The 20,473-nt window shown below is 72.0% G+C and carries 19 protein-coding genes; 13 read left to right on the forward strand and 6 right to left on the reverse strand.

Annotation, left to right across the window (positions count from 1 at the left end; genetic code table 11):
- Window positions 1-422 precede the first annotated feature (422 nt).
- On the reverse strand, window positions 423-1,064 hold the full coding sequence (locus NDW01_RS10675; protein WP_252819346.1) for a TetR/AcrR family transcriptional regulator: 642 nt from the start codon (window positions 1,062-1,064) through the stop codon (window positions 423-425).
- A 95-nt stretch (window positions 1,065-1,159) separates the two neighbouring features.
- On the opposite strand from NDW01_RS10675, the gene NDW01_RS10680 reads away from it, so the two are divergent.
- On the forward strand, window positions 1,160-2,260 hold the full coding sequence (locus NDW01_RS10680) for a saccharopine dehydrogenase NADP-binding domain-containing protein (protein WP_252819348.1): 1,101 nt from the start codon (window positions 1,160-1,162) through the stop codon (window positions 2,258-2,260).
- Between the two features lie 32 nt (window positions 2,261-2,292).
- Here NDW01_RS10680 and NDW01_RS10685 read toward each other — a convergent pair whose 3' ends face one another.
- The 3 genes from NDW01_RS10685 to NDW01_RS10695 are packed head-to-tail and all read right to left on the reverse strand — an operon-like array spanning window position 2,293 to window position 5,320.
- On the reverse strand, window positions 2,293-3,267 hold the full coding sequence (locus tag NDW01_RS10685) for a DMT family transporter (protein WP_252819350.1): 975 nt from the start codon (window positions 3,265-3,267) through the stop codon (window positions 2,293-2,295).
- A complete protein-coding gene (locus tag NDW01_RS10690) occupies window positions 3,240-4,286 on the reverse strand; it encodes a thiaminase II/PqqC family protein (protein WP_252819352.1) in 1,047 nt (348 codons plus the stop codon). Before NDW01_RS10690 ends, NDW01_RS10685 begins: the two co-directional genes overlap by 28 nt.
- Complete coding sequence (locus NDW01_RS10695) at window positions 4,283-5,320, reverse strand: thiaminase II/PqqC family protein (protein ID WP_252819354.1); 1,038 nt, start codon at window positions 5,318-5,320, stop codon at window positions 4,283-4,285. Before NDW01_RS10695 ends, NDW01_RS10690 begins: the two co-directional genes overlap by 4 nt.
- 452 nt (window positions 5,321-5,772) lie before the next feature.
- Between NDW01_RS10695 and NDW01_RS10700 the strand changes: the two genes are divergently transcribed.
- The 11 genes from NDW01_RS10700 (at window position 5,773) to NDW01_RS10750 (ending at window position 16,813) form a co-directional block, all read left to right on the forward strand.
- Window positions 5,773-6,624 (forward strand): glycosyltransferase family 2 protein, encoded by an 852-nt coding sequence (locus NDW01_RS10700; RefSeq protein ID WP_252782529.1) that lies wholly within the window; start codon window positions 5,773-5,775, stop codon window positions 6,622-6,624.
- Window positions 6,621-7,907, forward strand: coding sequence for a GNAT family N-acetyltransferase (locus NDW01_RS10705; RefSeq protein ID WP_252819356.1), 1,287 nt, complete (start codon window positions 6,621-6,623; stop codon window positions 7,905-7,907). Before NDW01_RS10700 ends, NDW01_RS10705 begins: the two co-directional genes overlap by 4 nt.
- Window positions 7,904-8,851: a glycosyltransferase family 2 protein gene (locus NDW01_RS10710; RefSeq protein ID WP_252819358.1), complete on the forward strand. Its 948-nt coding sequence runs from the start codon at window positions 7,904-7,906 to the stop codon at window positions 8,849-8,851. Before NDW01_RS10705 ends, NDW01_RS10710 begins: the two co-directional genes overlap by 4 nt.
- Window positions 8,844-9,617: a polysaccharide deacetylase family protein gene (locus NDW01_RS10715; protein ID WP_252819359.1), complete on the forward strand. Its 774-nt coding sequence runs from the start codon at window positions 8,844-8,846 to the stop codon at window positions 9,615-9,617. The genes NDW01_RS10710 and NDW01_RS10715 overlap by 8 nt, the downstream gene beginning before the upstream one ends.
- A 50-nt stretch (window positions 9,618-9,667) precedes the next feature.
- Window positions 9,668-13,201 (forward strand): hypothetical protein, encoded by a 3,534-nt coding sequence (locus NDW01_RS10720; protein WP_252819361.1) that lies wholly within the window; start codon window positions 9,668-9,670, stop codon window positions 13,199-13,201.
- 14 nt (window positions 13,202-13,215) lie between these two features.
- Window positions 13,216-13,611: a hypothetical protein gene (locus NDW01_RS10725; RefSeq protein WP_252819363.1), complete on the forward strand. Its 396-nt coding sequence runs from the start codon at window positions 13,216-13,218 to the stop codon at window positions 13,609-13,611.
- A gap of 293 nt (window positions 13,612-13,904) precedes the next feature.
- Window positions 13,905-14,348, forward strand: a complete 444-nt coding sequence (locus NDW01_RS10730; RefSeq protein WP_252819365.1) for a hypothetical protein — start codon at window positions 13,905-13,907, stop codon at window positions 14,346-14,348.
- Window positions 14,349-14,504: 156 nt separating this feature from the next.
- Complete coding sequence (locus NDW01_RS10735; RefSeq protein ID WP_252819367.1) at window positions 14,505-15,044, forward strand: hypothetical protein; 540 nt, start codon at window positions 14,505-14,507, stop codon at window positions 15,042-15,044.
- Window positions 15,045-15,087: 43 nt separating this feature from the next.
- Window positions 15,088-15,477: a hypothetical protein gene (locus NDW01_RS10740; RefSeq protein ID WP_252819369.1), complete on the forward strand. Its 390-nt coding sequence runs from the start codon at window positions 15,088-15,090 to the stop codon at window positions 15,475-15,477.
- A 324-nt stretch (window positions 15,478-15,801) separates the two neighbouring features.
- Window positions 15,802-16,269, forward strand: coding sequence for a hypothetical protein (locus NDW01_RS10745; protein WP_252819371.1), 468 nt, complete (start codon window positions 15,802-15,804; stop codon window positions 16,267-16,269).
- 163 nt (window positions 16,270-16,432) lie between these two features.
- Window positions 16,433-16,813 carry a hypothetical protein gene (locus NDW01_RS10750; RefSeq protein ID WP_252819373.1) on the forward strand — a complete coding sequence of 127 codons (381 nt, stop codon included), beginning with the start codon at window positions 16,433-16,435 and terminating at the stop codon, window positions 16,811-16,813.
- Window positions 16,814-16,844: 31 nt separating this feature from the next.
- Here the strand turns inward: NDW01_RS10750 and NDW01_RS10755 are convergent, their stop codons facing one another.
- On the reverse strand, window positions 16,845-18,164 hold the full coding sequence (locus NDW01_RS10755; protein ID WP_252819375.1) for a GH39 family glycosyl hydrolase: 1,320 nt from the start codon (window positions 18,162-18,164) through the stop codon (window positions 16,845-16,847).
- A gap of 12 nt (window positions 18,165-18,176) precedes the next feature.
- Window positions 18,177-19,439 (reverse strand): cytochrome P450, encoded by a 1,263-nt coding sequence (locus NDW01_RS10760; protein WP_252819377.1) that lies wholly within the window; start codon window positions 19,437-19,439, stop codon window positions 18,177-18,179.
- A 145-nt stretch (window positions 19,440-19,584) separates the two neighbouring features.
- Here NDW01_RS10760 and NDW01_RS10765 point away from each other — a divergent pair, with 145 nt between their 5' ends.
- Window positions 19,585-20,382: a mechanosensitive ion channel family protein gene (locus NDW01_RS10765; protein WP_252819379.1), complete on the forward strand. Its 798-nt coding sequence runs from the start codon at window positions 19,585-19,587 to the stop codon at window positions 20,380-20,382.
- Window positions 20,383-20,473 lie beyond the last annotated feature (91 nt).

Raw genomic sequence — 20,473 nt, forward strand, 5'->3', positions numbered from 1 at the left:
TGGGATCTCCGGAGAACATCCGCTTTCATCCAGCTTACGGTATTCATCGTCCCGATTCAGGCGTCCGACCGCAGGCGGGACCGAGGGACACTTCACCACTCCGGACCCATGCGCTCGAATCACGAGGCCCGCTTGTACAGCGGCGATGACCACCCCAACTAAGATCATGACCGGCACGACTGCGCGGCGAACAGCGAACCGACGTGATTCTCTGCAGAATTCGGCGAGGTGACCAGACATAACCGCTTTATTCTACCTTGCATGCGTCCCGAATCGTGCGCTCGCCGAAGGTGGGAACGGCGGAGCACATAGGCCATGTCGGCTGCGTTCGTGACGAGAAGTAGAAAGTATGCAATGGCCAGCGCCTTGCAGCCTGTTCGACGTGCTTCTGAATCGCAACTTCGACGAAGGCGGACGCCCGGCTATGCGGTTCGCGGCTCGCCGAGGCCGTCGGCCGGCTCTGGCGGTTCGGTCGGTCCGGCCGGGGGCGCCAAGGCGGGGCCTGCGGCCAGGGCCGTCCGCAGCGACTCCAGGGCGTCCAGGGCGATCTCGAACAGGGGGCGTTCGTCGTCTCGGTCCAGCCACTCGTCGAGTGCCACGGTGAGCACGGTGACGCCGGTGTCGGCGAGCACGGCCGCGGTCATCGGGGCCAGGCCGCGGCGCACGAAGCCGTCCCGGATCGCCTCCCGCATGACGGCACGCTTGCGCAGGTCGCGCTCGCGCAGGCCGTCGTCGGACCGGACGATGGCGCGCAGCCGCCGAATCTCGTCCCGCCGCCCGTCGAACAGGGTCTCGGCCACGGCGCGGACGCCCTCCAGGAGCACCGTCACCGGGTCCATCGACGCCGGCGCGTCGGCCAGCATCCGGGCGGCCATCTGGGAGAACTCGTCTTCGGCGAACAGCACCTCGCGCTTGTCGGCGAAGTGGCGGAAGAAGGTTCGGGTGGTCAGGCCCGCCCGGGCGGTGATCTCCGGCACGGTCGTCGCGGCGAATCCCTGCTCGGCGAACAGCTCCAGCGCCGCCCGCTGTAGGCGCTCACGCGCGTCCGGCCGCCATCTGCTCATGGGACCAGTCTAAGTGATGACATGTCGTGTCATCATCGGGCTACCGTGATGACACGACATGTCATCACTCTGGTGACGGTGGAGAGGAGCACGACGTGGGTGGCGAGGTCTGGATCCTGGGCGGCAGCGGCCGCAGCGGCCAAGCGATCGCGGCGGAGCTGGCGCGCCGGGGCGTGGCACCGGTGCTGGTCGGCCGGAACGCCGAGCGGCTGGCCGCCGCGGCGGCGCGGGTCGACGGCGCGCGTACGGTGGCCGCAGGCTCGGTCGAGGCGATGGTCGACGAGATCCACCGGCAGGAACCGGCCGTGGTGGTCAACACGGTCGGGCCGTTCACCGCGACCGCGCCGCCGGTCACGCGCGCCTGCCTGGCCGTCGGCGACTACGTCGACCTGGCCAACGACGTGGCCGCGGTGACCGGCGTGCTCGGCCTGCACGAGGCGGCGTCGGCCGCGGGACGATGCCTGGTGACCGGGGCCGGGTTCGGCGTCACGGCCACCGAGAGCGTGGTGGTCCACCTGTGCGCGGGCCGTCCGGCGCCGGTGCGGGTAAGGGTCGACATGGTGCCCTCGATGGACATGGCCGCCGGGCAAGTCGGCGAGGCGCTCGCCGCCACCCTCGTCGAGGGCATCCCTGGCGTCGAGGGCGGCCGCCGGTACGGAGGTCGCCGTTACCGGGACGGCCGGCTCGCACCGGCACCCATCGGCGGTGAACCGGCCCACCTCGTACTCCCCGACGGCGAGCGGGTCACCACCGCGAGCGTCCCGCTCGGCGAGTTGGTCGCGGCCCAGCGGGCCAGCGGGGCGCCCGACGTCGTCGCCGCGTCCAGCGAGGCACCCTCCTCGCCGCTGATGCGCGCGGTCCTGCCGGCGGCCACCTCGCTGCTGGCCAGCACCCGGATACGGGACTTCGCCCGGCGCCGACTGGCCCGAGTGCAGGTCAAGGCCCGCCCGCGGCCACGCCCGCACTCCTGGGGACACGCGCGCCTGGAGTGGGCCGACGGCACCGTCCAGGAGGGCTGGCTGCGCGTCGGTGAGGCGCAGGAGTTCACCGGTACGGTCCCGGCCGAGGTGGTGCGCCGCCTGCTGTCGGGCGAAGGCCGGCCCGGCGCGTACACGCCGGCCGCCCTGTTCGGCCCCTCACTGGCCGAGGCGTGCGGCGGAACGTACCTGGCGGCCACCGCGCCGACCGCTTCGTGAGGTTCCCCGCCACGGCCACCTGACCGGCCTGCTCACCCCTGAAGGCGCCTGCCGATCCTCAGATCGTCACTCGCCTCGGACCGGTCGGCCGGTGGGGGTTCGAGCGGCCGGTCGGCGGGGGGCTCGGGATCGGCGGCCGGTCTGCCCTGGCCGATGAACTGGACGGCGAGCGCGGCGAAGACGATCGCCATGCCGGTCAGCTGGTGCGCGGCGAGCCGGTCGTCGAGGAACGTGACGCCGATGACGACCGCGACGACGGGGAGCAGGTAGAAGGCCAGTCCCGCCTGGACCGGGCCGATGGAGGCGATGAGCCAGTAGTTGATGCCGAAGGCCACGGCGGTGCCGATGCCCATGAGGAGGAGGGACACGGTCACGCCCGCCGTCAGGTGCAGCGGCCGGGTGACCTCCGGCGCGGACACCACCAGCATGACCAGCCCGGCCGACAGGGCCTGGGTGGTGGCGAGGGTGAGCTTGGAATAGCCCAGGTGGTCGATCAGGTGCCGGGCGTAGGTGTAGGCCAGGGCGTAGCAGGCTGCGCCGCCCAGGCAGGCGAGCTGGCCGGTGAGGGAGGAGCCGCCGGTGCCCCGCCACGGGGCGAGCACCACGAACAGGCCCGCGAAGCCGATCGCGGAGGCCACGACCTCGATCCGGCTGCTGCGGCTGCGGAGGATCAGCCAGACGGCCGGAATGGTCATCAGGGGCGTGGCGCCGCTGTAGATGCCGGCCAGGCTGCTGGTGACGCTCTCCTGTCCCCAGGCGAACAGGAGCCAGGGCACGGCCTGGCCGAGCAGGCCCATGCCGGTCAGCCGCAGCCACACGCCCGGCCGCCGGGGAAGCGGGGTCCGGGTCGCGAGCGAACAGGCGAGCAGCAGCAGCCCGCCCAGCCAGAGACGGGCCAGCACGATCTGCGCGGGGTCGGATCCGTGCAGGGCCTCCTCGACCAGGAGGAAGTTGGTGCCCCAGATGACCGCGAGTGCGGTCAGGCCGACGACGCTGAGGACACGCACGTCAGTGCCTTACCGGCGGCGGACGGGTAGGACCCCGCGGTGAGGTCGCGCAGGCTCGCGCGGCCGTACCAGGCGATGATCTCTCCGTCGAGGCGGGCGCGCTGCTCGAGGATGTCGGTGACGGCGGCGGCGCATTCGCGGACCTCCTCCAAGCCGACGAAGGGCAGCTCGGCGAGCAGTTCGAGGGTGACCGCCTCGTGGTCCTCGTCCTCGTTGACGCCGGAGTGCGCGACGATCGGCCCGGTGAACTCCCCGGGCAGGCCGAGCTCCTCGCAGCGCCGTACGAACAGCTCCAGGAACTCCGGCTCCGGCTCCTCCATCGGGAACAGCGTGGCGAACAGCGCCGCCGGGAACTCGTAGGCGTACACGCCCAGCGCGGCCATGAGCGCCATCGTCGCCGGGAGCGGCTGCACGCGCCGCAGCACCTCCCGTGAGACGCCCACGGCCTGCAGGGACTTCTCCAGCAGCCGGTCGTGGTTGCGTTCCATCTGGTAGAAGGCCATGGTCTTGGCCCAGGCGGTCGGGCTGATGTCGTCGCGGGCCAGCACCGGGGCGAGGGCGCGCGGGCACAGGTGGGTGATGTGCCAGTACTCGACGGCGTAGCCGATGAGCTGGTCGCGGGTCACCTCACCGGCGGCCAGGGCCTGCACGAAGGGGCTGTGCAGCCGGGCGCGGACGGCGTCGGCGTTGCGCTTGAGCCGCCCGTACGCGGCGACGCCGGACAGTCCTTCGGCGGAGGCGGTGGCCGACTCGGTCAGCATGCCCTGCTCGTCGAGGGCGGCCAGCAGCTCGTCGAGTTCGTCCGCCGTTCCGGGGAAGACCTCGGCCAGGTCCGCGGCGCTCCGTCCGCCCTCCTGGAGGAGCTTCAGGAAGCGCTGCTCGGCGTCTCCGCCGTGGAGGAAGTCGAGTTCGAGCCAGCGGCGGTCGCCGAGGTAGCGCAGCGTGGCTCCGGCGTCGCCCGCCTCGATCCGCACCTGCGGGCGGAGCGCCGGCCGCTCGAAGAGACGATGTCCGCTCATCTGCCGTCCCCTTCGTACGCCGGCCGCAGCAGGGGGCGTGCCGGGTCGCCGTAGTAGTCGAGAATCCCGTTGAAGAACGCGGCGTACGCCTCGACGAACAGGTGGGCCTTGCCGATCAGCCGCGCCTCGGTGGCGGCGTCGAGACCCGGCAGCCGGGAGAACAGCTCCCTGCTGACGCTGCCGTGGTCGTGCGCGGCGTTGATCTTGGCGTGCATGCGGAGCGGCTCGACGAACTCGGGATCGAGGTCGGCCTTTCCGCAGGCCTCCAGGAACGAGTCGTACGCGGCGTTCTCCGCGTCGCCCTCGCTGTTCAAACGCCCTTCGAGAACGCCGATGGTCGCCATGAAGAACAGCGGGTCGGTCCGTGCCCACCAGGAGAGCATCCTGATGAGCGCGGTGGTGGTCGGCAACGGGCGGGACCGCAGCAGGTCGTCCTTCGTTATCCCCAGGCAGGAGAACGCCCGTACGACGATATCGTCGTGTTTATGCTCTTCCTGGTAGAACTCGTTCGCCAGGGTACGGAGTCCCGCGTTCTGCGGCAGCGCGAGAATGGCCGAGTCGAATTCGTTCTCATGGAAGAGGAAGAACCAGTTCTCCAGCCCGAAGCCGTGGAAGACGCTGGGCGGAAGGGACTCGGGACGCCGCACGACCGCCTGCCAGAACGGCCCGTCGAAGATCAGCTCCTCCATGAGCTCGTTCAGCACGTGCTCGACGTCGGCGAGCACGGCGAGGGGGTGGCGTCCCACGGCCGGAGCACCCTCGTCGAGGAGGCCCGCGACCTGCGCGGGGACCAGGACGTCGCGGAGGGTCCCCTCGGGCACCTCGGTCCGCGCCGCGATCTCCGTGAGGGGTGTCCCGCCGTCCAGGCGGCCCAGCACGGCCGCGAGCTGCTCGACGGTGAGGCCCTCGGCCGGTTCGACGTCGAAGGTCTCGGTCGCGGTGCGCAGCTCGATCGCGTCGCCCACTCGACGGTGTTCGGCGAGGAGCAGCGGTCTTTCCGGGACGATCCTGCCGTCGCCGTGCTGTTCGTTCATGTCCGGTTCCTTCGCGAAAGGTCGCCGACGAACGCCGGGCCGCGGCGGAATCCCGCCACGACCCGGCCCGTGTTCTGGATCAAAGGTGCACGCCGGAAAGGGCGACGACCTTCGAGCGGCGCTTGATCTTCATGCGACCATCCCTTCGTGCGACGGACCGGATACGGCCGCCCGGTTTCAGACGGCTTTGATCAACAAAACATGCCGGGCTTGCGAACGTCAACACTCGCGGAAAAGTCGGCCCAAAGCCCTCCTTTAGGTCCCGCCGGAATAGAAGCGTCCATCAAAGGTGAGGCTTCTCTCACCGGATGGATCCCTCCGGCTGACGTAGGCCGGTTGCGTCAGGCAGGGGAGGGCTTTCCGCCCTGGCGAGGCGACGATCGATGGTGTCAATCGACCTCGGCAGGATCTCGTCCCCTCCGAGCCTCCCCTGCCTAACCGGGGGCACCACCATGCACGAGCCGGAATTCCTCCACGGCGCCGGCGTCCGACCCGGCGCGCTCCTGCATCATCGCGACCACCATCGCGACGTCGCGCGGCACCGCGCGACCCGACCGACCGTGACGGCCGTCATCCCCACCCTCAACGAGGCCGACAACCTCCGTTGGCTGCTGCCCCGCCTGTCCGGGGTCGACGAGGTCATCGTCGTCGACGGGGAGTCGGCGGACGGCACCGCCGACGTGGCGCGGCGGCTGCGGCCGGACGCCGTCGTCATCAGCCAGCCGCCCGCCGGGAAGGGCGCGGCGATGCGCGCCGGCTTCCAGGCCGCCACCAGCGACGTCATCGTCGCCATCGACGCCGACGGCAGCATGGACCCGAGGGAGATCGACGCGTTCGTCGCATTGATCTGCTGTGGGTTCGACGTCGTCAAGGGTTCGCGCTACTGCGTGGGCGGCGGCTCCGACGACCTCACGCTGCTGCGGCGAGCCGGGAACCTCTGGCTGACCAGGCTCGCCAACGTGCTGTACCGGGTGCGCTGGACCGACCTGTGCTACGGGTACATCGCGCTGCGCCGCTCCGTCGTGGACCGGCTGGGCCTGGCCGCCGACGGGTTCGAGATCGAGACGGAGCTGTGCGTCAACGCCGTCACGACCGGGCTGCGCATCGCCGAGCTGCCCAGTCACGAGCTCGACCGCAGGTCCGGCGTCTCAAAGCTGAACGCCGGGCGGGACGGCCTGCGGGTGCTGCGCACGATGATCCGGGGCCGCCGGGGACCCGCGAACCGGGCCCGGCCGCGACCGCGGACCGCCCTCGCCCCGGAGCGCGCGGCCCTGGAGCAGGTCCTGGAGGAGGCGCGCGGGTGAGGTTCGACATCGCGCGCCCGGACGAGCTCGGGGAAGCGGAGCTGGCGCGCTGGCGCGCGCTCCAGTACGCCGGCCCGCCCCTCGGCGCCCCCGGCCGGGCCCCCGACGGCCCCAGCCCGGTCTCTGCCGGGCCGGTCGCGACCGCTCCGGTCTCTGGCGGGCCGGTCCCCACCAGCCCGATCCCCGGCGGCCCGGCCCTGGGCAACCCGTTCCTCGCGCCGGAGTTCACGCTGGCCGTGGGCCGGTTCCGGGCCGGCGCGCGGGTGGCCGTGCTGAGCGACGGCACCGGGATCGCGGGCTTCTTCCCGTACGAACGGCACGCGCTCGGGCTGGGCCGTCCGATCGGCGCCGGGCTGACCGACTGCCAGGGCCTCATCGGCCCGCCGGACCTGGAGTTCGACGTACGGGCGCTGCTGCGCGCCTGCCGCCTGTCGGTGTGGGAGTTCGACCACCTGCTCGCCGACCAGGCGGCGTTCGCGCCGTTCCACGCCGAGACCCGCGTCGAGCCGGTGATGGACCTGCGCGCGGGCTTCGCCGCGTACGCGGAGGAGGTTCGGAAGCGGTCGCCGAAGACGCTGAAGACGGTTCGGTACAAGGAGCGCAAGCTCGGCCGCGAGGCCGGTGAGGTGACCTACACGTTCGACGAGCGGGACCCGGCGGAGTTGCGGCGGCTGATGGCATGGAAGTCCGCCCAGTACCGCCGGACCGGCCGCACCGACCGGTTCGCCGTGCCCTGGATCGTGGCGCTCGTCGAGCACCTGCACGAGACCGGCGCCGGGGTGCTCAGCGTGCTGCGCGCCGGAGGCCGTCCCGTCTCCGCGCACCTGGGACTGCGGGCGGGCCCGGTCATGGCGGGCTGGTTTCCCGCGTACGACGTCGACTTCGGACGGTACTCCCCCGGCATGATCGGTCACCTCCGGATGGCGGAGGCGGCGGCCGGCGCCGGGATCGGCTGGATCGCGATGGGCCGGGGCGGCCGGGAGTACAAGGACTGGCTGAAGAACGCCGAGTTCGGCATCGCCGAGGGCCGCGCCGCCCGGGTGTCGGCCGCCGCCGGGCTGCACTGGGTCCGCGAGGCCCCGGTCCGCCGGGCGCGCAGCGCCGTGCTGGCGCACCCGGCACTGTACGCGGGCGCGGACCGGGTGCTGCGGACGTACGCCCGGCTGCGCCCGAAGGGCCGCGCGGCCGGGCGTACCGCGTCCGTGGACGGGGCGGCCGGCCACGCCACCGCCGGAGAAGGGGCGGCCGGGCGCGCCGCGGTCCGGGAAGGGGACGCGGCGTGAGGATCTCCGTGGTCATCTGTGCCTACACCGAGCGGCGATGGGACGACGTCCTGGCCGCCGTCGCCTCCGTACGGGCGCAGCGGCTCGCGCCCTCGGAGATCATCCTCGTCGTCGACCACAACGCGGCGCTGCTGGACCGCCTGCGGGCCGCGCTGCCGGACGTCCGGGTGATCCCCAACGCCGGGCCGCGCGGCCTGTCCGGCGGCAAGAACACGGGCGTGGCGGCGGCGCGCGGCGACGTGGTCGCGTTCCTCGACGACGACGCGGTCGCCCACGCCGACTGGCTGTCCGTGCTCGCCGCCGGGTACGCGGACCCGGACGTCGCCGGGGTCGGCGGCCGTACGCTGCCACTCTGGCCGTCCGACGCGCCCCGCTGGTTCCCCGAGGAGTTCGCGTGGGTGGTCGGCTGCACGTACCGCGGAATGGCCGCCGGCCCGATCCGGAACCTCATGGGCGGCAACGCCTCGTTCCGGCGCGCGGCGTTCGAGGTCGCCGGGGGCTTCCGCAGCGGCATCGGGCGGGCCCCCGGCAAACGGCCGCTGGGCTGCGAGGAGACCGAATTCTGCATCCGGCTGCGCCAGGCCGCGCCGGAGACGGTGCTGCTGTTCGACGACCGCGCCGTGATCTGGCACCGCGTGCCCGGCGAGCGCGCGCGCTTCGCGTACTTCCGCACCCGCTGCTACGCCGAGGGACTGTCGAAGGCGATGGTCACCCGGAGCGTGGGCGTCGGGGACGGGCTGGCCAGCGAACGCCGGCACGCCCTCATCGAACTGCCGCGCGGCGTCGGGCGCGGGCTGCGCGCCGCGGTCACCGGCGACCCGGCCGGGCTCGGGCGCGCGGCGGCGATCGTGGCCGGGCTCGCCTTCACGATGTCCGGGTACGCGGCCGGGTCCCTCAGACTCCCCGGATACGCCGCCGGCTCCCTCCGGAGGTCCCATGGGTGACGACCCGACTGCTCCCGTCCCGATCCTGATGTACCACTCCATCGGCGGATCGGACCGGCTCGCGGTCCGCCCGGAGGCGTTCGCCGAGCAGCTCGCCCACCTGCGGGACAACGACTTCACGCCGATCACCTTCGGCGAGCTGTCGGCGGGCGGCCCGGCGCCCGGCCGTCCGGTGGTGATCACGTTCGACGACGGGTACGCCGACTTCCACGAGCGGGCGCTGCCGCTGCTGGAGAAGTTCGGCTTCCGCGCGACGGTGTTCGTCACCACCGGCTGGATCCGGGACGCCGGGCCGTACGCCGCCGGACGGCCGCTCGGGCCGACGCTCAGCTGGAGCCAGGTCGCGGAGATCGCGAGCTGCGGGATCGAGGTCGGCGGGCACGGCCACAGTCACGCCCAGCTCGACCAGCTCCGCGACGCGGTGCTGCGCACGGAACTGCTGCGCAGCAGGCGGCTCCTGGAGGACCGGGTCGGCCGCGCCGTCACGACGATGGCCTACCCGTACGGCTACTCCAGCGCGCGGGTGCGCCGGGAGGTGCGGGCGGCGGGGTACCACGCGGCGTGCGCGGTCGCGAACGCCCTCGCGCCCGGGGACGGCGACCGGCTGGCCGTGCCGCGCGTGACCGTACGGGCCGGCACGTCGCTCGCGGGATTCGAACGGGCGCTGCACGGCCGCGGATTCCTCGCCGACCACGCGCTGACCAAGGGATACGCGCTCCTGCGCCGGTCCCGCTACGCCGTACGACGCCTCCGAGGAACCGTGTGACGCGGTCGAAGGCACTTGCGCGAACGGACGAGAGGGCGACACTGGAGCCCATGGCGGCCCTGCGGAGCGAGCTGTCCAATCCGCTGTTCCGTAACGCCTACGCCCTGATGATCAACGGTGGGCTCACCGGCGTGCTCGGGCTCGGCTACTGGCTCCTCGCCGCCCGGTTCTACCCTCCCGCCGAGGTCGGCCGGCAGTCCGCGCAGAACCAGGCCATGATGTTCCTCGGCGGCCTCACGGCGCTGAACTTCATCCTCATCCGGTTCGTCCCGGAGATGGGGAAGGGCACGAGCCGGCTGGTGCTGCGCACGTACATCGCGGGCATCACGGCCGCCGCCACCCTCGCCGCCGGGTTCCTGCTCACCCTGCGCTGGTGGGGGCCGTCGTTCGCGCACCTGTCCGGCCGCGGCACCGGGATCTTCTTCGTCGTCTCCGTCGTCTCGTGGAGCCTGTTCACCGCCCAGGACGGGGTGCTCACCGGGCTCCGGCACGCCACCGGCGTGCTCGGCAAGAACACGCTGTTCGCCGGCCTGAAGATCGTGCTCCTGGTCGTCCTGGCGGGCGCGCTGCCGGAGGACGGCATCGCGATCTCCTGGGTGCTGGCGGCGCTGCTCGTCCTCATCCCGGTCGAGGCGCTGCTCCACGAGCGGCTCATCCCCCGCCACGTCGCCGCCACCGCCGACGACCGGCCCGTCCCGACCGGCGCGGAGATCGGCCGTTACATCCTCGGCGACTACACCGGAACGCTCTTCTACTACGCCCTGTGCAACCTGGTGCCCGTCGTCGTCGCCACCCGCCTGGACGCCCGCACGAACGCCTACTTCTACCTGGCGTGGGTGCTCGGCGCGACCGTCGACGTGCTGGCCGTCAACATGGCGACGTCGCTGACGGTCGAGGGGGCGTTCGACGCGGGCGGACTCGCCGCCGCCTGCCGTTCGGCGCTCGTCCGGATGACGCTGATCCTCCTGCCCGCGACCGTGGCCCTCCTGCTCGGCGCCCGGCTCGGCCTGTCGATCTTCGGCCACGGGTACGCGCGGGAGGGCGCCCCGTTGCTGCGGCTGCTCGCCCTCGCCGTCCTGCCCAAGGCGCTGATCGAGATGTACATCGGCGTCCTGCGGGTGCGGCGGCGCACCCGGCTGGTGGCGCTGCTGCAGGGTGTGCGGTTCGCCGGCGTGCTCGGGCTCGTGCTCCTCCTGCCCGGCGGCGCGCACGCGACCGGTCCCGGATACGCCGTCCTGACGGTCACCGCCGCGCTCGCCGTCGCCGTCCTCCCGGCCATGCTCCGCGTGATCCGCCCGGTCACGCCCGTCCCGCCTGAGCCCGCGTCCGGCGCGGTACCCGAGGCGGTACCCGACGCGGCGCCTGTGGCCGTCGCCGACGCGCCGTCCGGGGATGTGGCGGTCTCTGAGGTGGCGCACGACGCGACGCCCGAGGTGGTGGCCCAGGTGCCGCCCGGCACGGCGCACGAGATGGCGCACGAGATGGTGGCCGGCGCGGCGTCCGGGGACGTCGCGGTCTCCGGGCCCGGGCGGCGGGCCGCCGGGCGCCGGCCGCGCCGGAGGGCGCGGGTCGCCTGGCCGCCGTGGGTGCTGTTCGCCGCCGGGCTCGGCCTGTACTGGCTGCCGCTCCGGCAGGTGCGGCTCGCCCGGATGAACGGGTACGGCCTGATCTCGGTGCTGCCGGTCGCCACCCTCGTGGGCGCGGGCCTGCTCGTCGCCGCGTTCTTCGGCACGCTGTGGCTGGACCGGCAGCGCCGGGTCCTCCTGCTCCTGCAGCTCGTCGCCATCGTCGTCGCGCTGCACGGCCTGGCCCCGGCCCTGGAGCCGTACGCCCGGCCGGAGACGGCCTGGCAGCACTACGGGTTCGTGGAGTACATCCGGCGGACCGGCGCGGCGGACTACGCGCTGGACGCGCGGTTCAGCTGGCCGGGGTTCTTCGCGCTCGTCGCCTTCGTGACCCGGGCGGCCGGCCTACGCGACCTGGAGCCCCTGCTGCACTGGGCGCCGGTCGCCGCGCAGCTGCTCTACCTCGCACCGCTGTACCTCATCCTGCGGACCATGCGCGCGAACTGGCGCGCGCGCTGGCTGGCCGCGTGGCTGTTCGTGGTGGTGGACTGGGTCGGGCAGGACTACTTCAGCCCGCAGGGTTTCACGTACCTGCTCTACCTGCTGTTCATCGGCGTGCTGCTGAACTGGTTCCGCCCGCCGGTACGGCCCGCCGCGTGGCGGTCCGACGCGGGGCGAGTCCGGGCGTTCGTCAGCGGGCCGCTGGCCGCCGGGGAACGCCCGCCCGTCGACGTCCCGGCCGGTACCCGCGCCGCCCTGCTCGTGGTGCTCGTGGTGGTCTTCGCGGTGACCACGGCGAGCCACCAGCTCACCCCGTTCCTGACCCTGTTCACCTGCACGGGGCTCGTGGTCGTCCGGCGCTGCACGGCGCGCGGGCTGCCGGTCCTGCTCGCGGTGATGGTCGCCGGCTGGGTCGGCTTCATGGCGACGGCGTACTGGGCGGGGCACATCGGCGACCTGTTCTCCGGAGCGGGCGCGCTGCTGTCGAACCTGACCGGCGGGGTCGCCGGCCGGGTGAGCAACGGCAGCGAGAGCCTGGCGACGGTGCAGCTCGTGCGGATCCTCATCGCCGCCGTGACCGTGCTGCTCGCGGTGTACGGGGCGGTACGGCGGCGGCTGCGCCGCCTGGACGACCGGGTCGCGTTCGTCCTGCTGGCCGCGCCGTTCCTCGCGGCGGGTCTGCAGAACTACGGGGGCGAGATCGCGCTGCGGGTGTACTTCTTCGTCCTTCCGGGCGCCTGCCTCCTCGCGGCGTACGCCTTCTTCCCGACGACCTTTCCCGCGCCGCGCCGTACCCTCGCGGTCGGCGGCGCGGCGCTGTCCGGGCTGCTGCTGGCGGGCGGCTTCCTGTTCGTCCGCTTCGGCAATGAGACGTTCGAGCAGGTTCGCCCCGGCGAGGTGAAGGCGTTCGAGGCGATGCTGCGGCAGACCCCGACCGGCGTGATCAACGTCGTGTGGCAGGCGGACCCGCAGGACGACGCCGGGTACTTCCCGATGATGCCGTGGGGCGCCCGGTCGATGGAGCGCTTCGACTACACCGCCGTTCGCGCCTCCGCGAACCCGTCCGACCTCTCCGGGATCGTCGCGGCCCTCCGGGAACGGCCCGGCGGGTACTTCGTCACCAGCCGGGCCAACGAGGCGTACAACCACTACAACTACGGCCTGCCCGCCGCGTACGCCGGCCGGTTGCGGGCGGCGCTGGCCGCCGCGCCGCAGCTCCGTCCCGTCTTCACGGACGGCGACGCCGCCGTCTACGCGCTGCGGACCCCAGCGCCGGGCGCGCCACCGCCTCCGGCCCGCGCGGCGCGCTTCACGTTCGGCTCGACGCGCTGGACGCCGATCGGCCTGGTCGCGTTGCCGGCGCTGATCGTTCTTCTGCTCGCGCGCGAGATCGTCCGGCTGTACGCGCCGCCCGGTACGGGGTCGCGGCTGCGGCCGTTCACCTGGGGAGCGGCCGTTCTGCTCATCGCCTGCGCGGGCGTCATCGCCGAGCGCTTCCTGGCGTTGGGGTCGTCCTGATGACGGGACGGCGGATGCTCTCCGGCGCGGTCGGCGCGGTCCTCCTCGCGGGCCTGGTCGCGATGGCGCTCCTGCCCTCCGTTCCCGCGCTCGCCCGTCCGCTGGCGCCGGCGCTGGCCCTCGGCACGCCGGCGTTCTGCCTGGCCAGGCTGCTCAGCCGGCTCGACCGGACGGCGCGGGTCGTCGTCGCGGGCATCGGCGCGATCGTCCTGAACGCCGCGGTCGCCGAGGTCATGCTGGTGTGCTCGATCTGGTCGCCGCGTGGCGGATTGAGCGCCGTCGCCGCCATCTGCGCGCCTATCGCCGCACTGGCCATCGGTCATCGCAATAACGATGGTTCGCCGGAATCGCGGCTATTGAGGGAAACAGACCCGGATGACGACGACGAGTCCTGGGCCTTCGATCGCTGACCGGAACGGCCGGGGCGCACGCCCGGCGTCCTGAACCTAGTGCCGGGCGGGCCTCCCGTACGCGGCGACACACCGTCCGGGGCGGACTCCAGAACAAGATCCGGAACGGCTCAGAGGGTCATCGCGCCCATTCCGCGAACAAAGAACGGACAGGTCGGAGAACAGGGCGATAAGTCCGGTTTTTGAATTTCGCTCTTTATTGTCATCTTACCCTGTAGTTATCTTGCCGAGAAAGGACGTGGGAATGTTACAAACAACGGCGTCCACCCGAAACGGGGGGGCAGAGCCGTTTCGTGAAGGCCATCGCGCCATTCCGAGATAAGGAGACCGACGTGCTTAAGAAGAAGTTCGCTTTCGGTGGCCTGGTGATCGCCACCGCCGCGGGTGCGATCCTCACCGCTTCGCCGGCCCAGGCCCAGTTCGGTCCGGGCGGCTGGGGTGGTGGTGGCTGGGGCGGCGGCGGCTGGTTCTCCGGCCAGAACTTCCGCCACTTCTCGAACCACCGCAACTTGAACTTCAACGGTAACTCGGTGTGGAACTACATCCGGCTGCGGATCCGGAACCGCAACAACAACGTCGCGATCGCTCGCAACGACCAGGCACAGGCCCAGCGTGAGAACCAGTTCCAGCTCGAGCGTCAGCGGCAGGCCGACCGGCAGCGGCAGGACCTCATCGACCAGGACCGCGACCGGCGTGACAGGAACCAGAACCCGGGCGTCGGCGCTCCCGTCGTCTGAGTCCAGCGGAGTCTGACCCAGGGCGGTAAAAGCCGGCAGAGCCCGGCGACGGCTCGGAGAACCATGCGGTGACGGCCGCCGCGCCGTCCGGTCAGGAAAGGGCGCCGGAGATGACCTCTTCGGCGCCCTTCTCCCCGACAGCGAAAGGAGATCGGCGTGCTGAAAACAAAATACGCCTCTCTCGGCTTGGTGGTATCGGCCGCCGCCGGCGTCTTGCTCACAAGTTCGCCGGCGAACGCTCAGCCCGACCTCGCCGGTTACTGGTGGAGCAACCACCATCGTCACTACTCCGTGCACCGGCACCGGAGTCTGAACCTCAACAGCAACCGTCCGCGCATCTTCATCCGGATCTTCATCTACAACCGGAACAACAACATCGCCATCGCGCGGAACGAGCAGGCCCAGCGTGAGCGCCAGCGGCAGTTGGAGCGCCAGCGGCTACTGCAGCAGGAGCGGGCCGGGGACGACGGCGGCGGCCTGACCCGTCGCTCGGACCTCACGCCCGCCACGACCGGCACGGGCACCGCGCCGGTCGGGGCGGCGGCCCGGCAGGCCCGGCCGCAGGTCGCCGGCGGATCCGGCGTCGCGCGCGATCCCGGCGACTCCGGCGCATCAGGTGACTCCGGGGCCGCGCCGGCCCGGCAGAGCGCGAGTGCCGAGCAGGGTGCCGGAAGTAGTGAGTGGCAGACGCCCTGATCACCCACCACATCGTCCGATCGAGCACTGACAGGAGATTGAGATGTCGAAGAAGTCCTTCACCCTGGGGGGCCTCGTGGTCGCCTGCGCCGCAGGCGCGATCCTCACCAGTTCCCCCGCGTCGGCCGTCACCCCGGAGTGGGGTGGGGGCGGCGGCTTCGGCGGCGGCGGCTTCGGCTGCTGTGGCGGTGGCGGCGGCTTCGGTGGTGCCGCCTTCGGCGCCCTCGGCAACCGCTGGAACGCCTTCACCTGGAACAACCACAGCACGTTCAACTACATCCGGCTCCGCCTCAGGAACCGGAACAACAACGTCGCCGTCGCCCGGAACGACCAGGCACAGAACGAGCGGCAGAACCAGTTCGAGCGACAGAACCAGCGCGAGCGGCAGAACCAGCGGCAGGTCGACGAGAACCAGAACCAGGACCGCCGGTGATCCGCTGACCTCCGCTCGGTCTGACGTCTGATGCGCCCACGTCGGCGGTTTGCGCCGAAAGGGATGCCGCACGGGAACTTGGTGGTTTTAAGGTGCCTTTTCCGTGAAGGGCGGCATTGGCCGGTAAAGACTCGCCGACAGAACATCCAGCCCCGGGGCAGGGAGTACGAAATCCCGCCCCGGGGCTGGTGTCGTCTTCGTCGCTTTTGTAGGCAAGTTACGCCGAGGTTGCCGCGTTAAGAGAGTCGTCGGGAAAGTACGGCTATGGCGCCCAAAACGGGCACTCATGGCCATCGGGCCATTTCCGGCAACAAGGAGATGAACGTGCTGAAGACGACAAGCGCTGCCGGCGGTCTCGCCATCGCCGCCGCTACAGCCGGCATCCTGCTCACCGGTTCGCCCGCGTCGGCCCAGGCTCTCACCGGGCACGGCCACCACCGCTGGGGCTCATACCACCGCTACGTCGCGAGTCACCGGGTGTTCTCGCGCAACCACAACCGGAACATCAACGTGACCCGCGTCGTGGTCCCGGTCCGCGTGATCAACCGGAACAACAACGTCGCGGTGGCCAGGAACGTCAACCGCCCGAACCGGTTCTTCGGCGGCGGCGGCTGCTGCAACCGGTTCGGTCGTGACGGGTTCCTCGGCGACGGCTTCATCAGACGCGACGGGTTCCTCGGGCGCGACGGATTCATCGACGGGGTCGACGGGTTCGGCGATGGCGTCACGGCCGTCGTAGGCAGACGCGGCACCTTCGCGCGGGCGGGCGACGCCGCGGCCTTCGTCGACTGACCCGCGTGAACCGACGAGCGAGCGGAGTGCCCGGTGAGGTACGAGCCGGCCGCGTAGTGAGTGAGGAGGCGAGTGCGGTGGCAAGCACCGCGTGCACGCTCTTCTCGCCCCGGTCCCGGCCCGAGAAGAACCCGACAGTCCGTTTCGGAAGAAGGAGTTCGATGTGCTGATCAAGAAGAGCGCGATCATCGGCCTGCTCGGCGCCGCCACGGCGGCCGTCGTGTTCGCGGGAACACCCGCGAGCGCGCAGTCCGACCTGGGCCGGAGCACCGCTTCCCGCGTGGCGGGGGCACCGGAGGGCACGGCCCCTGAGGCGCCGGCACCCGCCGGCGTCGCCCAGGACAGGACCGAGCCGGTCACCGTAGTGCGGGGCGACCACCACCGCCGGCGCCACTACCGCCGCTATCGGCGGCACTTCCGGCACTACCGGCCGTACCGCCACCGCCACTTCCGGCACTACCGCCACTACCGGCCGTACCGCCACCGGCACTTCCGGCACTACCGGCACTACCGGCCGTACCGCTTCCGGCACTTCCGGCGGTGAGCGGAGCGGCTGAACGACGATCGCCGGGCCGCTAACCGTCCAGCCAGCGGATCTCGTACGGAGCGAGGGTGACCTCGTCGCCGCCGATCCGGGTGCGGACCCGGCGATCGCTCACGTTGACGGCGACCGCCTCCCGCGGCTGGGCGAGCACCCGAACCCGGCGGTCGGCCGACGACAGGCCGATCAGCGGTGTGCCGGCCGGGAACCACCGGGCGAAGTCCTGCAGGAGGGTCAGCATGCCTCCCGGCGCACCGCCGTTCGGCACGAGCGTGCTGATCCACAGGCAGCCCTGGCAGCGCGCGTCCTGTGCCTCGTTGTTCCAGTACAGGACCGTGCTGACGCCGGTCCGTGCCAGTTCGATCAACGCCGCCGCGTTGATGGCGACGCGTTTGCGCTCGGTCCACGGAAGGCTCTGCGGCTCGACGTAGTACTCGTCCCACCAGATCGGCAGGTTCGTCTTCGAGCGCAGCCAGGCGTCGATCGCGCCCAGCTTGTCCAGGGCGGTCACCTCATCCGGGTAGACGTCGCGGTCGTCGCTGGCCGTCGGGCCGTCCACGGCGATGAAGTCGGCGCCGTGCTTGTGCGCCAGCCAGTAGTCGATGGCGTCGATCACCCGCTGGTCGACGCTCCCCCACGGTCCGCTGACCGCCGAGCGGTGGCCGCCTCCCACGTAGCTGTACATGGGGATGTACGGCCCGCCGACCCGGATCCGCGGATTCACCGCCTTCACCGCGTCGTAGACCGTGTTGTAGAAGTCGGTGAAGTCCTCGTACCGCCACCGGCCGGCCTTCTGGTCGAAGAAGCCCTTGAGCTCGTTCCACACCGCGAAGTAGCGCACGTCCGGATAGCGCCGGGCGACCGTGGCGGCCAGCGCGGCGAAGTCCTGGTAGTGGTCGCGCGTCGGGGCGACCTCCAGCGTGTTCCAGTCGGTCCGGCCGGGCGTGCCGCCCTTCATCCAGTCGGGGGCGCAGCACAGGGTGATGACGGGGACGCCGTGGGTCCGCCGGATGTAGTCCATCCGCCGGTCGAGCGAGCGGAAGTCGAAGGTCCCGGGGGCGGGCTCCGGGTTGCCGGCGCCCCAGCCCATGATGTGCTGGTTCTGCAGGACCGGCCGGCGGGCGATGGCGGAGGCGGCCGTACCGCCGGACGGACCCACGTCGGCGCTGTAGTCCGTGTGGGTGAAGCCCCACACCGGCCAGTCGCCGAGGCCGCGGGCCCCCACGACGCCGACCGTGCGCACCGGCTCCCGGCCCTCCGAGGCGCGCTGGATCGCGAATCCGAGGGTCGCGGCCAGCGCCCCCAGCAGGGTGGCACAGATGATCAGCATCGGCAGGCGCTTGCGGATGGCCACGGCGGACTCGCCTCAGATCTCGTACGGCAGGCGCTTGATGCCGTTGTCGAAGCCGGACAGCAGTAACTCCGGCTCGCCGGTCGCCCGGATCCCCGGCGCCCGGGTGAAGAGCTCACGGAACATCGCGGTCAGCTCCCGCCGCGCCAGATTGGCTCCCAGGCACAGGTGCGGTCCCGGGCCGCCGAAGCCGACATGCGGGTTCGGATCCCGGGTGATGTCGAAGACGTCCGGGGCGGCGAACACCCTCTCGTCCCGGTTCGCGGATCCGTAGAACAGCACGACCTTGTCGCCCTTGCGGTAGGACTGCCCGTTCATCTCGTAGTCGCGGGTCAGGGTACGCCGGAACTGCATGATCGGGGAGGAGTACCGCACGATCTCCTCGACCGCCCCGCCGATCCGGCCGTCGAAGTCGGCCAGCAGCAGCGCCCGCTGGTCCGGATGGTCGGTGAACAGCCGCAGCCCGTGCGCGAGAGCGTTCCGCGTCGTCTCGTTCCCGGCGACCAGCAGCAGGTCGAAGAACGCGCCCAGCTCGCGCAGCGACAGCCGCTCGCCGTCGATGTCCGCGGTGACCAGCGCCGACACCAGGTCGTCGGCCGGCCGGCGGCGGCGCTCCCGGCCCAGCCGCGCGACCAGGCGGTGCAGCACGACGATGGCCTTGAGGTTGCCGACCAACAGGCGGAGCGCGCGGAGCCGTACGACGTCGCCGCGGATCCCGGAGTACTCCGTCATGGCGTCCACGCAGGCGGCGACCTTCGGGTGGTCCCGCTCCGGGATGCCCATCATCGCGCAGATCACCGCGATGGGCAGGCGGGCGGCGACGTCGGCCACGAAGTCGCCCGAGCGGCGCTCCAGGACGTCGTCGACGATCGCCCGGGCGGTCGCGGCGATGTGCTCGTCGATGCGGGCGAGCCGGCGCGGGGTGAACGCGCGGGAGACGATCCGCCGCAGCCGGGCGTGACGCGGGTCGTCCATGTTCACCATCGGCCGCCCGAACAGCAGGACGATCCACGGTGGCGGCTCGGGCGACGTGGCCGCCGGCTCGCTGCTGAAGACCTTGGCGTTCCGGCTGGCGTGGACGACGTCGGCGTGGCGTACGAGCGCGTAGAAGCCCCGCCCGTCCCGTACGAACGGCACCCGCCGCTCCCGGACGAACACGGGCCGGTCGCACGAGCGCAGACGCGCGAAGGCGGCCAGCCGCTCCTCGGCGGGGCGTGCCCAGAAGTCCAGTCCGGCGAGGTCGACGTCGGGCTCTTCGGCCCTGGTTCGCGCGCCCATGAGACCCCCATCGTGGTTCGCGTACCACCTTCTTGGACGCTAACCCGTACGACCGCGGTTGACGCGTTATCGGCCGGATCGTGCCAACCACGAGGCGTTAGGATGCGCGCGATTCAGGTTCCGAAGCTCGTGAAGGTGGTCGTGCGTGAACCAGATCCACCTGGCCGACCAGGTCGCCCGGGTTCGCAGGAGGGCACGGCCATGGCGTTCGATCATCGCGGCGGTCCTCGCCGTCCTCGCGATGGCCGGGTCGATCCTCGCCCGCCAGCAGGCCCGGCTGTCCGACGGTCAGCGGCTGCCCTGGCAACTGGCGGCGGTCGGGTGCGCGGTGGTGTTCTGCCTGCTGGCGTTCGCCGCGACGCTGGGCCTGTCCGGCCGGGCGCGCGACCTTCTGCTGCCCCGCTTCGGAACCAGCCACGCCACGATGGTGCGGCTCGTCCTCGTGCTGATCGGCGGGCTCACGACCCTCGTGCTCACGCTGCAACTGCTCGGCCTGCCCGTCGGGCAGCTCGTGCTCGGCGGCGCGCTGACCGGGGTGCTCGTCGGTATCGCGGCCCAGCAGACCCTCGCCAACCTCTTCGCGGGCATCATCCTGCTGCTGTCCAGGCCCTTCACCGTCGGCGACGAGGTACGCCTGTCGTCCGGGCCGCTGGGCGGGGAGTTCCAGGGCACCGTGCTGGAGATCGGCCTGACGTACGTCCTGCTCCGGTCCGAGGACGGCGACTACCACCTGCCGAACGCCCAGGTCCTGTCCGCCGCCGTCGGCCCCCCGACCGCCCCCGACCCCGCCGAGGCGACCGTCCCGGCCACGCCGGACGGTGCGGGTCCGCCGGACGCCTCGACCACGGCCGCCGTGACGGGCATCGCCGCGACGACCGCCGGCGACGAACCCGGGGAAGGGCACGGACGCGGCCAGGAGGGCGGACCGGCCACCGGGCGCTGACCGGCCACCGGATGCCGACCGCCGCGGGGGGTCAAGCGCCACGTCGACGTGCGCGGGACCGACGAGACCGGCTCGTGGAGCGCGCGTCGTG

The sequence above is a fragment of the Actinoallomurus soli genome (assembly GCF_024055715.1).
Taxonomy (GTDB): domain Bacteria; phylum Actinomycetota; class Actinomycetes; order Streptosporangiales; family Streptosporangiaceae; genus Actinoallomurus; species Actinoallomurus soli.

Excerpts from the sequence above, each read along its gene's own strand:
- NDW01_RS10675 (WP_252819346.1), bottom strand. The coding sequence starts at position 1,064 with ATGAGCAGATGGCGGCCGGACGCGCGTGAGCGCCTACAGCGGGCGGCG.
- NDW01_RS10690 (WP_252819352.1), bottom strand. The coding sequence starts at position 4,286 with ATGAGCGGACATCGTCTCTTCGAGCGGCCGGCGCTCCGCCCGCAGGTG.
- NDW01_RS10695 (WP_252819354.1), bottom strand. The coding sequence starts at position 5,320 with ATGAACGAACAGCACGGCGACGGCAGGATCGTCCCGGAAAGACCGCTG.
- NDW01_RS10700 (WP_252782529.1), top strand. The coding sequence starts at position 5,773 with ATGCACGAGCCGGAATTCCTCCACGGCGCCGGCGTCCGACCCGGCGCG.
- NDW01_RS10715 (WP_252819359.1), top strand. The coding sequence starts at position 8,844 with ATGGGTGACGACCCGACTGCTCCCGTCCCGATCCTGATGTACCACTCC.
- NDW01_RS10720 (WP_252819361.1), top strand. The coding sequence starts at position 9,668 with ATGGCGGCCCTGCGGAGCGAGCTGTCCAATCCGCTGTTCCGTAACGCC.
- NDW01_RS10725 (WP_252819363.1), top strand. The coding sequence starts at position 13,216 with ATGCTCTCCGGCGCGGTCGGCGCGGTCCTCCTCGCGGGCCTGGTCGCG.
- NDW01_RS10740 (WP_252819369.1), top strand. The coding sequence starts at position 15,088 with ATGTCGAAGAAGTCCTTCACCCTGGGGGGCCTCGTGGTCGCCTGCGCC.
- NDW01_RS10760 (WP_252819377.1), bottom strand. The coding sequence starts at position 19,439 with ATGGGCGCGCGAACCAGGGCCGAAGAGCCCGACGTCGACCTCGCCGGA.